General features: G+C 48.3%; 11 protein-coding genes and 1 other annotated feature. Of the genes, 9 read left to right on the top strand and 2 right to left on the bottom strand.

Annotated features, from left to right (window positions below; genetic code table 11):
• The first annotated feature begins 38 nt into the window (after nucleotides 1–38).
• The 9 genes from ACSW3C_RS11275 to leuD all read left to right on the top strand — a co-directional run bounded on the left by ACSW3C_RS11275 (nucleotide 39) and on the right by leuD (nucleotide 10,918).
• Nucleotides 39–566 (top strand): DL-endopeptidase inhibitor IseA family protein, encoded by a 528-nt coding sequence (locus ACSW3C_RS11275; RefSeq protein ID WP_486562696.1) that lies wholly within the window; start codon nucleotides 39–41, stop codon nucleotides 564–566.
• 248 nt (nucleotides 567–814) lie between these two features.
• Nucleotides 815–2,482, top strand: a complete 1,668-nt coding sequence (ilvD, locus tag ACSW3C_RS11270) for a dihydroxy-acid dehydratase (RefSeq protein WP_238080597.1) — start codon at nucleotides 815–817, stop codon at nucleotides 2,480–2,482.
• Nucleotides 2,483–2,484: 2 nt separating this feature from the next.
• Nucleotides 2,485–2,739 (top strand) — a binding site (T-box leader).
• Between the two features lie 85 nt (nucleotides 2,740–2,824).
• The gene (gene ilvB, locus ACSW3C_RS11265) at nucleotides 2,825–4,582 is read left to right on the top strand and encodes an acetolactate synthase large subunit (protein WP_486562695.1); all 1,758 of its coding nucleotides are present in this window, start codon (nucleotides 2,825–2,827) and stop codon (nucleotides 4,580–4,582) included.
• The gene (gene ilvN / locus ACSW3C_RS11260) at nucleotides 4,579–5,094 is read left to right on the top strand and encodes an acetolactate synthase small subunit (RefSeq protein WP_238080598.1); all 516 of its coding nucleotides are present in this window, start codon (nucleotides 4,579–4,581) and stop codon (nucleotides 5,092–5,094) included. Before ilvB ends, ilvN begins: the two co-directional genes overlap by 4 nt.
• A gap of 32 nt (nucleotides 5,095–5,126) precedes the next feature.
• Entirely contained in the window at nucleotides 5,127–6,161 is a 1,035-nt protein-coding gene (gene ilvC / locus ACSW3C_RS11255) for a ketol-acid reductoisomerase (protein ID WP_486562694.1), read from the top strand.
• A complete protein-coding gene (locus ACSW3C_RS11250; RefSeq protein WP_486562693.1) occupies nucleotides 6,148–7,689 on the top strand; it encodes a 2-isopropylmalate synthase in 1,542 nt (513 codons plus the stop codon). The genes ilvC and ACSW3C_RS11250 overlap by 14 nt, the downstream gene beginning before the upstream one ends.
• A 79-nt stretch (nucleotides 7,690–7,768) precedes the next feature.
• Nucleotides 7,769–8,866: a 3-isopropylmalate dehydrogenase gene (gene leuB, locus ACSW3C_RS11245; protein ID WP_486562692.1), complete on the top strand. Its 1,098-nt coding sequence runs from the start codon at nucleotides 7,769–7,771 to the stop codon at nucleotides 8,864–8,866.
• 36 nt (nucleotides 8,867–8,902) lie between these two features.
• Nucleotides 8,903–10,312, top strand: coding sequence for a 3-isopropylmalate dehydratase large subunit (leuC, locus tag ACSW3C_RS11240; protein ID WP_486562691.1), 1,410 nt, complete (start codon nucleotides 8,903–8,905; stop codon nucleotides 10,310–10,312).
• Between the two features lie 21 nt (nucleotides 10,313–10,333).
• Nucleotides 10,334–10,918 carry a 3-isopropylmalate dehydratase small subunit gene (gene leuD / locus ACSW3C_RS11235; protein WP_486562690.1) on the top strand — a complete coding sequence of 195 codons (585 nt, stop codon included), beginning with the start codon at nucleotides 10,334–10,336 and terminating at the stop codon, nucleotides 10,916–10,918.
• 567 nt (nucleotides 10,919–11,485) lie between these two features.
• Here the strand turns inward: leuD and ACSW3C_RS11230 are convergent.
• Both ACSW3C_RS11230 and ACSW3C_RS11225 read right to left on the bottom strand, forming a co-directional pair.
• A complete protein-coding gene (locus ACSW3C_RS11230; RefSeq protein WP_486562689.1) occupies nucleotides 11,486–11,908 on the bottom strand; it encodes a hypothetical protein in 423 nt (140 codons plus the stop codon).
• A gap of 141 nt (nucleotides 11,909–12,049) precedes the next feature.
• Nucleotides 12,050–12,988 carry a hypothetical protein gene (locus ACSW3C_RS11225; protein WP_486562688.1) on the bottom strand — a complete coding sequence of 313 codons (939 nt, stop codon included), beginning with the start codon at nucleotides 12,986–12,988 and terminating at the stop codon, nucleotides 12,050–12,052.
• Nucleotides 12,989–13,000 lie beyond the last annotated feature (12 nt).

The raw sequence follows: 13,000 nt of genomic DNA, 5'->3' as shown, positions 1-13,000 counted from the left end.
ACATATCTTTTATTACTAGCACATCGGGAGGAAAGCGGTTGAGACAAAAATGGTGGACATTGCTGTTCGTATTATGCATTTCGCTGCTGCTAACTGCCTGTCAAGGACGTACGGCTACTCCGTTATCTCCTGTAGAAGCCGCCAATCTGGCTGCCGAATGGGCAACGACGGAATTGACCGTAACGAACGGGGGCTTCTATGAGGAAGGGGAGTACGAAACATTTCTCTATAAAGGCATGAACTATCGCTATTTGGCCAGCCATATCGATTCCAAGAAAAAATTAAAGGTGGAACTTCGGAAGACGATGACGAAAAAAGGGGCCAAGCGATTTATGAAAGACAATGGGATTATTTCCTATAAGAAGAGGATGGCACAGCCGGAGGCGGAATCTGTGAGCGAGCTCATGTGGAACGTCGCCACGGTTCGAGAAGTGAAGGAGAAAAAGACAAAAATGGTTATGGAAGTGACAGTACCCATCGGGGAGACAAGAACGGCGAAAAAAATGAAATTCACCTATGTCTATAAAAAGAAGGATGGGTGGCGCATAGACAAAGTGGAAAAATAAGTATGGTACATGATTATGGCAAAAAAAATTTACAAAATGTCATAAATAATGTAGTATGCAATATATCGCGAATGTAAGCGATTACAATAAATATTACTATTCCTAATTGAAAAATAATTATAAAAAGAGTGTTGACTCTACCGATTATCCGATATATGATAGCAACAATCTATTACGAGTTGTGATTCAATTCACAATCTATCATCAGCTTGAGGCTGGTATCGGTCGTTTTGTTAGGAGAGAATGCAATGAGAAGTGACATGATAAAAAAAGGCATCGATCGAGCACCTCATCGCAGCTTGCTATATGCGACAGGTGTGAAGACGAAAGATCTGGAAAAACCTTTTATCGGCGTATGTAATTCATATATTGATATTATTCCTGGCCACAAACATTTGAACCATTTCGCGGAAATCGTCAAAGAGGCGATCCGGGAGGCGGGTGGCATTCCGTTCGAATTCAACACGATCGGAGTCGATGACGGAATCGCCATGGGGCATATCGGAATGCGTTATTCGCTTCCTTCCCGGGAGCTGATCGCAGATTCTGCGGAGACCGTTATTAACGCTCATTGGTTTGATGGGGTCTTTTACATTCCGAACTGCGACAAAATTACGCCAGGCATGCTAATGGCGGCAGTTCGAACGAACGTCCCTTCCGTTTTCGTATCGGGGGGCCCGATGGAAGCTGGCGTCTCAGCAACAGGCGCACCACTTTCACTCACATCGGTGTTTGAAGGTGTCGGGGCATACAAATCAGGCAAAATGTCTGCTGAAGAATTGCTCGACATCGAAACGAATGCGTGTCCGACATGCGGATCTTGTTCCGGAATGTTCACAGCGAACTCAATGAACTGCCTGATGGAAATGCTCGGATTGGCATTGCCGGGGAACGGAACAATCGTCGCAACTTCCGATGAGCGCCATAAGCTCATCAAAGAGGCGGCAAAACATCTCATCCGTATGGTAAAAGAGGATATTAAACCTCGTGATATCGTAACCAAAGAAGCAATCGATGATGCATTCGCGCTGGACATGGCAATGGGCGGATCGACAAACACCGTCTTACATACATTGGCCATTGCCCACGAAGCAGAAATCGAATATAGCGTGCAGGATATTAACACAGTAGCAGAACGAGTACCATACTTGGCAAAAATCATGCCGGCTTCAGACGTTTCGATGGATGATATTTTTAAAGCGGGCGGGGTCAGCGCGATCATCAATGAGCTGACGAAAATACCAGGAGCCATCCACCCGGATCGGATTACTGTAACAGGGAAGACGATCGGGGAAGACGTGAAGGATTACCACATTACGAATGAACAGGTCATACGGACGAAAGACAATCCGTACAGCCCGGTCGGAGGCCTCTCCGTACTGTTTGGAAATATCGCACCGGATGGCGGGGTCATCAAGGTTGGAGCAGTTGATCCGTCCATCAAGGAGTTTGTCGGAGAAGCGATTGTATTTGATTCTCAAGAGGCAGCACAGGAAAACATCGATAACGGCACTGTCCGTGAAGGGCATGTTGTCGTAATCCGGTATGAGGGACCAAAAGGCGGACCGGGAATGCCGGAGATGCTTGCACCGACTTCCGCGATCCAAGGACGCGGACTCGGAACGAAAGTAGCACTCATCACAGATGGTCGTTTTTCCGGCGCATCACGGGGCATCTCCATCGGCCACATTTCACCAGAAGCGGCTGAAGGAGGTCCGATCGCCTTAGTCGAAGATGGTGACATTATTGCCATCGACTTGACGAACCGGACGATCGAACTGAAAGTATCGGATGAGGAATTGGCGGAGCGCAAAACAAAGCTGCAGCCATTTGAACCGAAAATTAAAAAAGGATATTTAGCCAGATATTCAAAGCTTGTCACTTCTGCAAGTACAGGCGGCGTTATGAAAATCTAATAATAAAATCGATGATGAGGCAAAAGTGATTAGATACTGTATTCCCAGAGAGCCGGTCGTGCTGGAAGCCGGCAATACACCTAATCGCGATATCACCTCGGAGTGGGTTGCTGAAAAGAAGACTGAGTAGGCAATCCCGGGCGGCATGAATTGCAGGCAGCCCGTTACAAACGAATGGATAGGCATCCTATCCATTCATGAGGCGGCGGATTGCCGCGAACAAGGGTGGTACCATGAAAAGTTTTTTCATCCCTTATACGAAGAATCGTTTCTTTGTGTGGGGAGAAAAAGCTTTTTATTTTTGAAAATAATGGAACATAGAAAGTCAGGAGGAGTTAGCAAATGAGTGCTGAAGTTCAAACGAAGCAAGCTGTATTGGAACCAATGCCGACCATGGAAGAGCAGCAGACAACAAGACCGGCGGATGGGTCAGCGGTCCTGATTCAGGCGTTGAAGGACCAAGGTGTCGAAGTCATTTTCGGTTACCCGGGAGGAGCCGTCTTACCGATTTATGACGCATTGTATAAGGATCCGATTCCACATGTGCTTGCCCGTCATGAACAGGGAGCCATCCATGCGGCGGAAGGGTATGCACGTGTATCCGGTAAGCCCGGCGTCGTCATCGCGACATCCGGACCTGGCGCAACCAACTTGGTGACAGGCATTACGGATGCAATGATGGATTCCTTGCCATTAGTTGTCTTCACTGGCCAAGTCGCAAGCTCCGTCATCGGTACAGACGCTTTCCAAGAGGCCGATATTATCGGCATCACACAACCGATCACGAAGCACAACTATCAAGTGCGGGATGTAGCCGATTTTCCAAGAATTATCAAAGAAGCGTTCCATATCGCGTCAACAGGGCGCAGGGGACCGGTTGTCGTCGATATCCCGAAAAACGTTGCGACTGAAGTGTTCACAACACCAGAGTCATTTGATGTCGAAGTGGATCTCCCAGGGTACCAGCCGACGACGACTCCTAACTTTTTGCAAATACAAAAAGCGGTCCATACACTCACACATGCAAAGAAACCGATCATCCTGGCTGGCGCAGGCATTTTGCACGCCCAAGCGATGGATGAACTGAAGGAATTTGTAGAGCGCCACCGCATTCCGGTGACCAACACACTCCTCGGGTTAGGCAGTATTCCAGGCGATCATGAACTGTTCCTAGGAATGGCGGGCATGCATGGAACATACACCGCTAATATGGCGCTCAGCGAATGTGATGTTCTCTTAAACATCGGAGCACGATTCGATGATCGGTTGACTGGAAATCTTAAGACATTCGCACCGAATGCAAAGGTAATCCATATTGATATCGACCCAGCCGAAATCGGCAAAAATGTCCCGACAGAAATTCCAATCGTTGCGGATGCGAAGGAAGCGCTGAAAGCTTTACTCGCTGCAGATATGTACTCGCCTGAAACGGAGGAATGGATAGACGCACTAGTGAAAAAGACGGAAGATTTCCCATTGTGGTACAAAGAAGACGATTCAGCTTTATTGCCGCAGCAAGCGATCCAAATCATCCACCGCCTGACAAAAGGCGATGCCATCGTCACAACGGACGTCGGTCAGCATCAAATGTGGGCAGCGCAATATTACGCTTTGAACAATCCGGATCATTGGGTGACTTCAGGGGGGCTCGGAACAATGGGCTTCGGTTTCCCTGCCGCTATCGGAGCACAATTTGCCAAACCGGAAAAGCGTGTCGTCGCGATCGTTGGGGATGCCGGATTCCAAATGACTGCCCAGGAGCTTTCCCTTCTTCAGGAATACCGCATTCCAGTCAAAGTTGTCATTTTGAACAATGGCGCGCTCGGCATGGTTCGGCAGTGGCAGGAAACATTCTATGACGAAAGGTATTCCCAGTCGTTGATCCCCGTTCAGCCTGATTTCGTGAAGCTGGCGGAAGCGTATGACATTAAAGGATACCGCATCGAGTCGCCAGAAGAAGCGGAAGCAATATTCTCGGAAGCTTTGCTTTCAGACGAACCAGTCTTAATCGACTGCCGCGTGAAGCAACAGGAAAATGTCTATCCAATGGTCGCACCTGGAAAAGGATTACACGAAATGATTGGAGTGAGCGGCAAATGAGACGGATCATCACAGTGACAGTCATCAATCAAAGCGGTGTGCTGAACCGGGTCACCGGGCTGCTCATGAAACGACAATTCAATATTGAAAGTATTACAGTCGGGCATTCGGAGCAGCCGGGCATGTCCAAAATGACGTTCATCGTCCATGTGGAAGATGAAGGAAAGATCGAGCAACTCGTGAAACAGCTTCAGAAACAAATCGACGTCATCAAAGTGAATGACATCACGGACAAAGCGATTGTCATGCGGGAATTGGCCCTGGTCAAAGTTGTTGCACCTCCTCAGGCGCGCAGCGAAATTAACAGTATCGTTGAACCGTTCCGGGCAACGATCATCGACTCCGGCAAAAACGTTGTCACATACCAAGTGGTCGGAAACCCGGAGAAAATTGAAGCATTTATCGATCTCGTCAAGCCATACGGCATTAAAGAGCTGTCAAGAACCGGCGCTACTGCATTCGTTAGAGACATGCAAAAAGCTCCATCACCACAGTTATCCATTTTAAAATAATAAATTCAACTAAAAACTAGGAGGAATATACAATGGCTAAAATGTACTATAACCAAGATATCAACGAAGGACTTCTACAAGGAAAGACAATTGCAATTATCGGATACGGTTCACAAGGTCATGCACATGCGCAAAACTTGAAGGATTCAGGATACAACGTAGTTGTAGGTGTACGTCCGGGTAAATCTTTCGACCAGGCGAAGGAAGATGGCCTGACTGTTAAAACGGTTCGTGAAGCTGCGAAAGAAGCAGACATCATCATGATTCTTCTTCCAGACGAAAGACAAAAGAAAGTGTACGAGGAAGAAATCGCACCTGAATTAAAAGAAGGCAAATCACTTGTATTCGCACACGGCTTCAACGTTCATTTCGGCCAAATCGTACCGCCAAGTGAAGTCGATGTGTTCCTAGTAGCTCCTAAAGGACCGGGGCATCTTGTCCGCAGAACATATGAAGCAGGTGCAGGAGTTCCAGCATTGTTCGCTGTATACCAAGACAATTCCGGTCAAGCAAAAGACGTGGCTCTCGCGTATGCGAAAGGAATCGGCGCAGCGCGTGCAGGTGTATTGGAAACGACGTTCAAAGAAGAAACAGAAACAGATCTATTCGGAGAGCAGGCAGTACTATGCGGCGGCTTGACATCACTCGTTAAAGCGGGCTTCGAAACATTGGTGGAAGCAGGATATCAACCTGAGCTTGCGTATTTCGAAACAATGCACGAATTGAAATTGATCGTTGACTTGATGTATGAAGGCGGCATGTCCGGCATGCGCTACTCCATCTCTGACACAGCTGAGTGGGGCGACTTCGTATCTGGCCCGCGTGTTGTTGACGCAGACGCAAAAGCCCGCATGAAAGATATCTTGACTGATATCCAAGAAGGCAAATTTGCTGAAGGCTGGATTCAAGAGAACGAAAATGGCCGTCCGAACTTCAATGCAATTGAAAAATCCGAAGCGGAACATGAAATCGAAAAGGTTGGTCAAAAGCTTCGTGCAATGATGCCGTTTGTTAATCAAAGCGTGAATTCCAAACAGGAGGAAGTGGTCGCGAGTGCGCAAAATTGATATTTTCGACACGACACTACGGGACGGTGAACAGTCGGCAGGAATTAATCTAAATACTGCCGAAAAGTTGGAAATCGCACGCCAGCTCGAACGGTTTGGCGCGACGGTGATCGAAGCAGGTTTTCCTGCTTCCTCACCCGGCGATTTCGAAGCGGTCAAACGGATTGCGGAAACGGTCAAACGTTCTACAGTCACTGGTTTGGCCCGGGCGATGAAGCGGGATATCGATACATCGTGGGAGGCGCTTCGCGGGGCGGAACAGCCGCATCTCCACGTATTTCTCGCCACGTCCCCGATCCATATGGAATACAAATTAAAAAAGACACCTGATCAAGTTGTCGACATCGCAGTGGAAGCCGTGAAATACGCCAAGCGCTTTTTCCCACTCGTCCAATGGTCTGCGGAAGATGCCTTCCGATCCGATCCAGCGTTCCTTGTCCGCATCATCAATGAAGTCATTCAAGCGGGTGCGACAACGATCAACATTCCAGACACAGTCGGGTATGCGACTCCGCAAGAGTATGGCGCTCTATTCAAGTTCTTGAAGGAAAATGTCTCAGGGATTGACCGAGTGAAACTTTCTGCGCATTGCCATAACGACTTGGGAATGGCAGTCGCAAACTCCATCGCAGCAATTGAAAACGGTGCGGATCAAGTGGAAGGAACGATTAACGGAATTGGAGAACGGGCAGGAAATGCAGCGCTGGAAGAAATTGCGGTCGCACTGCATATCCGAAAAGACTTTTACGGTGTCGAAACGGGCATTAACTTACAGGAAATCAAACGCACGAGTCAGCTTGTCAGCCAGCTTACGGGGGTAGTCATTCAGCCGAATAAAGCAGTTGTCGGTAAGAATGCATTCGCCCATGAATCCGGTATCCACCAAGACGGCATGCTGAAGAACCGTGAAACATATGAAATCATTACGCCTGAGTTGATTGGCGAAACGACAGCGCCACTCGCATTAGGAAAACACTCCGGACGCCACGCGTTCAAGGACCGTGCGGTTTCTATGGGCTTTGAATTGACGGACGAACAGCTGAACGAAGCGTTCGCAGAATTCAAGAACTTAGCGGATAAAAAGAAAGAGATCACAGAGGATGATCTATTCGTATTATTTACAGGCAAGCAAATCGAGTACTCCGATGTGCCGACATATGAATTGACAAATGTTCAAGTACAATACGGTACGTCGAATGTTCCAACCGCGACAGTATCCGCCACTGTACCGACTGGGGAAAACGTTGTCGTCGCAACGACAGGCGCAGGTTCAGTTGAGGCGATATTCAATACGCTGGAACAGCTTGTCAAAGGCCAGGTTCACATACTGGACTATCGAGTAACATCGATCGGTAAAGGACGCGATGCACTTGGGGAAGCGGTCGTCAATTTAAGCTTCAATGGCGAAGTGCTGACAGGACGGGATGTAGCGCAAGACGTTTTGGAAGCTTCCGCAAAAGCGTATTTAAATGCAATCAATCGAAAATTAATCAAGTCGGCCGTAAAGGTGAAAGAACCGGTTTCTTGACGATACAGTGATATATTGCATATGGAATTTTATTGAAGAGGGATAAGAAGAAATGAACACAATGAGGAGGAGAAGTTCCATGGAAAAAAGAGTAGCTGTTTTACAAGGCGATGGAATTGGACCAGAGGTGACGTCAGCGGCGGTGCGTGTGCTTGAAGTAATTGCAAGACGTTTCAATCACTCATTCCACTTCGAGTACGGTGCGATCGGCGGTGATGCGATCGATCGATTCAACAATCCGCTTCCTGCTGAAACGATAGCCCTTTGTGAAGCGAGTGATGCCATTCTTCTCGGTGCGGTCGGCGGACCCAAATGGGATCAGAATCCATCCGAACTGCGACCGGAAAAAGGTCTGCTCGCCATTCGAAAACACTTTGATCTGTTTGCCAACCTTCGGCCAGTGAAGGCAGTCCCTTCTTTGATCCAGGCTTCTCCGCTCAAGGAGGATGTCGCGAAAGAAGTAGACATGATGATTGTCCGCGAATTGACGGGTGGCATCTACTTCGGACAGCCGAGCCGGTTCACCGACGAGTCTGCTGTCGATACACTCGTTTACACCCGCCCAGAAATCGAGCGGATTGTCGAGAAGGCGTTTGAGCTCGCACGCCTAAGAAGAGGGAAAGTCACATCCGTAGATAAGGCGAATGTTCTTTCATCAAGCAAGCTGTGGCGTCAAATTGTGGATGAGAAGAAACAAGGATATCCGGATGTTGAAGTGGAGCATCAGCTAGTGGATTCCGCAGCAATGAAGTTGATTACCAATCCTTCCGCTTTCGATGTGATCGTGACGGAGAATATGTTTGGGGACATTTTGAGCGATGAGGCATCTGTTATTACGGGTTCACTCGGTTTATTGCCATCCGCAAGTGTCCGGACAGATGGATACGGCTTATATGAACCCGTACATGGATCGGCTCCGGATGTGGCAGGGAAAGGGATTGCTAATCCGGCAGCTGCCATTCTTTCAGCGGCGATGATGCTCAAGTATTCATTCGGCATGGAAACGGAAGCCGCTGCCATCGAAAAAGCGGTCGAAACGGTGTTTGAAGAAGGATGCTTTACAGCAGACCTGGCCGTCGATGACAAAAAGCTTTCGACAGCTGAATGGACAGATAAAGTAGTGGATGAACTCGATTTACAGTTCGTTTCCAATAGTATTATGTTCTCATACGTGTAAACAACGAAGGTTGGTAAATGGAAGGAGAGGCCCGAAATGGCAAAAACGATTATCGAGAAAATTTGGGATCAGCATATCGTCTACGAGGAGGAGGGAAAGCCCGACCTTTTGTATATCGACCTGCATCTGATTCATGAGGTGACATCGCCGCAAGCGTTCGAAGGGCTGCGGCTGGCAGGCCGGAAAGTTCGTCGTCCGGATTTATGTTTTGCGACGATGGATCATAATGTACCGACAAAGAATTTGCCGGTCATCCAGGATCCGATTGCAAAGAAGCAGATCTCCACGCTCGAAAGAAATTGCGAGGAGTTTGGCATCCAGCTGGCACATATGGAGCACCCGGATCAGGGAATCGTCCATATTATCGGTCCCGAATTGGGATTGACGCAACCGGGAAAAACGATCGTTTGCGGAGATAGCCATACTTCCACCCACGGCGCGTTCGGCGCGATTGCTTTTGGGATCGGAACGAGTGAAGTCGAGCACGTCCTTTCGACGCAAACCCTTTGGCAGTCCAAGCCGAAGACGATGGAAATCAAGATTTCCGGTCAATTAGGTTATGGCGTTACTGCAAAAGACGTGATTTTAGCCATCATCGCTAAATTTGGAATCGATGTCGGAACAGGCCATATCGTTGAATATACAGGCGAGGCAATCCGGAACATGACGATGGAAGAACGGATGACCATTTGCAACATGTCCATCGAAGCAGGCGCAAAAGCCGGTTTGATCAGCCCGGATGAAACGACAATCAACTATTTAAGAGGGAAACGATTCGCTCCGGAAGGCGCTGAGTTTGAAAAAGCAGCTCAGCAGTGGCTAGAGTTGGCGACAGATGCGGGAGCGACGTACGACACAGTGCTTGAAATCGATGCGAATGAAATCGAGCCGTTCGTTACATGGGGCACTAATCCTTCCATGGGAACGGGCATTAGCAAACATGTTCCACGAGCAGAGGATTACGCTTCGGAATCCGACAAGGAAGCACTAAAGAAGGCTCTCGCTTATATGGACCTAGAAGAAGGAGCACCTATGACGTCTATCGAAGTGCAACATGTGTTTATCGGTTCCTGCACGAATGCTCGGCTGAGTGATCTCCGGAGCGCTGCAAAACTGGTAGAAGGGCGAAAGGTGCATCCTTCTGTTACAGCGATTGTTGTACCAGGCTCACGGACTGTAAAGCAGCAAGCCGAAGCTGAAGGATTGGATCGGATTTTCATTGAAGCCGGCTTCGAATGGAGAGAATCGGGATGCAGTATGTGCCTCGCCATGAATGATGACGTAGTGCCAGCCGGAGAACGGTGTGCTTCTACGTCCAACCGGAACTTTGAAGGGCGGCAAGGAGCAGGTTCCCGCACGCACCTTATGAGCCCGGCGATGGCGGCGGCCGCAGCGATTGCAGGCAAATTCGTTGATGTTCGGACATTAGAGCCGGCCCATGCGTAACTGAAGAAAGGATGAGTCATAGTGAAACCGATCAATATCGTGGAAAGCATTATTGTCCCACTGAACCGGAAAAACGTCGATACCGACCAAATCATCTCAAAAGAATTTCTAAAACGGATCGAGCGCACCGGCTTCGGCAAATATCTGTTCTACCATTGGCGCCATCGTCCAGACGGCTCGCGGAATGAAGACTTTGTCTTGAATCAGCCGCAATTCGAAAATGCCAAAGTTCTCGTCGCACACGAAAACTTCGGCTGCGGTTCTTCCCGTGAACACGCCCCATGGGCCATCATGGACTACGGTTTTCAAGTCGTTATCGCGCCAAGCTTCGCCGACATATTCCATAACAACTGCTTTAAAAATGGAATCCTGCCAATCCGGCTCACTGTCGAAGAAGTAGAAGAGCTGTTGGCCAAAGGGGAACAATCAACATATGAAGTAAAGGTCAATCTAGAGGAACAAAACGTTGCCGGACAAGACGGCGCAACCTATTCCTTTGAGATCGATCCATACTATAAACAAATGCTCCTGAACGGCTGGGATGAAATTTCCTTAACCTTTCAGTACGAGGAACACATCCAAAACTACGAAAAGCAACATGCGTAAGAAAGGCTGTTCAGTGAGATCGAGTCGAGCTGAAGCGGAGCCGGAGGGTGAAGAGCAGAGCAGTTTAGCATGGATGAGTTGAGTTTGTTAGTTGAGAGTTGACCGCGAAGATTGGTAAGTAACCTGATTGATACGGCTGGTGTGCTGGCAGAATCGAGCGGTTCCAGGGAAGATACGAGTGGTAGACTAGGGTAATCGAGAGGTTAGCGAGGCGAAACGAGCGGTTATCCTTGGAATCGAGAGGTTGGCAAGGGTAAACGAGTGGTTATCGGCGTAATCGAGCGGTTCACGAAAATATACGAGCGCTTCGGCAAATGAAGTGCTAGCGCCAATAAATCACGGCGAACGCCAATAAACCGTGATGAACGCCAATAACCGTAGTGAACACCAATAAATCACTTGAACGCTAGACAAACGAACTTCAGCAGTCAATCGTTCAAGTGGCGATACGAGTGGTTAACCGAATCCATATGAGCTACCAGCTTATAGTAGTGAGGAATCAATCTATCATTTCAGAGCCAAACAAAAGAGCCTTCGGCAAATCGAAGGCTCTTTTGTATGCTTTCCTTATTCCTTGCTTTGCTGGACAAATGATTCACCATTTTTTCGTGCTTGAATATCGATTTTATCTTCGGGGTAGGCTTCTTCTGCTTTATTCAAAAAGGCAGCGGCTACTTGTTCAGCCTGCTCTTTTGTCATATCCTGATCCACTTCGAAGTCGACTAGGACGTAGCCGCCACTGTCTTCCGTGACAATGAGGCTGACTGAGGAAACACCTTGTACTTCGGAGAATTCCTTTTGTAACGCTTCATCGGATTTGGCTGTGTCTGATTTGTCGACCGCGCCTTGGCTTTCGAGGTTTGGCTGCTTTTCTGCAACGGTCTCTTGTTGTATCGTCTGATCGTCGGCCTGCTGGGCATCTTCATTATTGCAAGCTCCGAGAAGTAGCGCCGCCCCCAGGAATACGCCGGCTAACAGAGTGTTTTTCATCTGAATGACCTCCTAGAAAAGTATAGGTGCCATACTAGCAAAAAAGAGTGCGAGCTTCAAGGCTCACACTCTTTGCGTATTTAATCTTCTACAGTAGCAGAGAAACTAACTTCATTTTTTGGCAGAACCCATGCTACTTCGTTATCCGATCGTCGCTCTTCGTTCTTCCGCCTTGCGGTTTAGCTGATCTAGCAGAACATTATAAGAAGTGTTCACGGTCTGTTCCTTTTCGGAGAACAGGCTGGCGATCCATGCATCTGCGCTAAATTGGTGGGTAAACTGCTCGGCCGCTTGACTGGAAGCTTCGGAACTTTGAGCTGCAGAAGTATCTGCCGTTTCATCGGAATGGGTAACTACAGTTTCGGTTGCTGGTTGGGCCGTTTTAGAGGCGCTGGATGAGAACGACGATGAGGCAACATTCCGCTCATACGCGCCTTTATTAATGGAAGCTGCAATTTTCGCGATGTCCGGACGAAGTTCTTGTACGGCTTCCATGGCAAAGGTCATTTCATTCGGGTGGTCCGCAAAGTATGGATTCTCGTACCAATATTGATCTTGAAAACGCCCTTGTGATGCAGCTAGATCACTATTATAAGGCGAGTTGTACCAGTCGCTGGACGGTTTCTGGATGCCATGCTTTTGTGCCAGCTCCGGGTCCGTTGCGAATGTAATGACGTGGGGCACTTCGCCAGGTGCATTTTTGAAATCTGCAATCAGTTCTTCCATTCTTGCTTGCCGGCTTGCAATTTCTTGCTGATCCCCGTTTTGCATTGCCTCTTTCAGTGAGCGGTTTTGAACGTCCAGCAAGTTGCCATAATATAATTTGTTTGGTTTGAATTCGCCGTTGACTTTGTCATACCAGGCGGGATGCTGTTTAGCCTCAAACTGATGATAGGCTGACCAGTCGTTCGTTCTGATGGAGTCCAAAATAAGAGAATTGCGTCCTTGATTGACTGCCGCCAGCGGATTTGCAGCTGCCGCTTCTTTTCCCCAGACTCTCTTCCAAACATCTCCTCCTGCTTGGTTCGTATCTCGGATTTGCATGTGGAAATTGCGATCATTCAATGCGGAAATAAACAAATGCCCACCTCA

Source organism: Sporosarcina sp. AD_1, from assembly GCF_057373025.1.
This window is presented reverse-complemented; position numbering and strand designations above follow the sequence as displayed.

What these genes read in the sequence shown, in the direction of transcription:
- ilvN (WP_238080598.1), top strand. Translation starts at nt 4,579, where the DNA reads ATGAGACGGATCATCACAGTGACAGTCATCAATCAAAGCGGTGTGCTG.
- ilvC (WP_486562694.1), top strand. Translation starts at nt 5,127, where the DNA reads ATGGCTAAAATGTACTATAACCAAGATATCAACGAAGGACTTCTACAA.
- leuB (WP_486562692.1), top strand. Translation starts at nt 7,769, where the DNA reads ATGGAAAAAAGAGTAGCTGTTTTACAAGGCGATGGAATTGGACCAGAG.
- ilvB (WP_486562695.1), top strand. Translation starts at nt 2,825, where the DNA reads ATGAGTGCTGAAGTTCAAACGAAGCAAGCTGTATTGGAACCAATGCCG.
- leuC (WP_486562691.1), top strand. Translation starts at nt 8,903, where the DNA reads ATGGCAAAAACGATTATCGAGAAAATTTGGGATCAGCATATCGTCTAC.
- ilvD (WP_238080597.1), top strand. Translation starts at nt 815, where the DNA reads ATGAGAAGTGACATGATAAAAAAAGGCATCGATCGAGCACCTCATCGC.
- ACSW3C_RS11230 (WP_486562689.1), bottom strand. Translation starts at nt 11,908, where the DNA reads ATGAAAAACACTCTGTTAGCCGGCGTATTCCTGGGGGCGGCGCTACTT.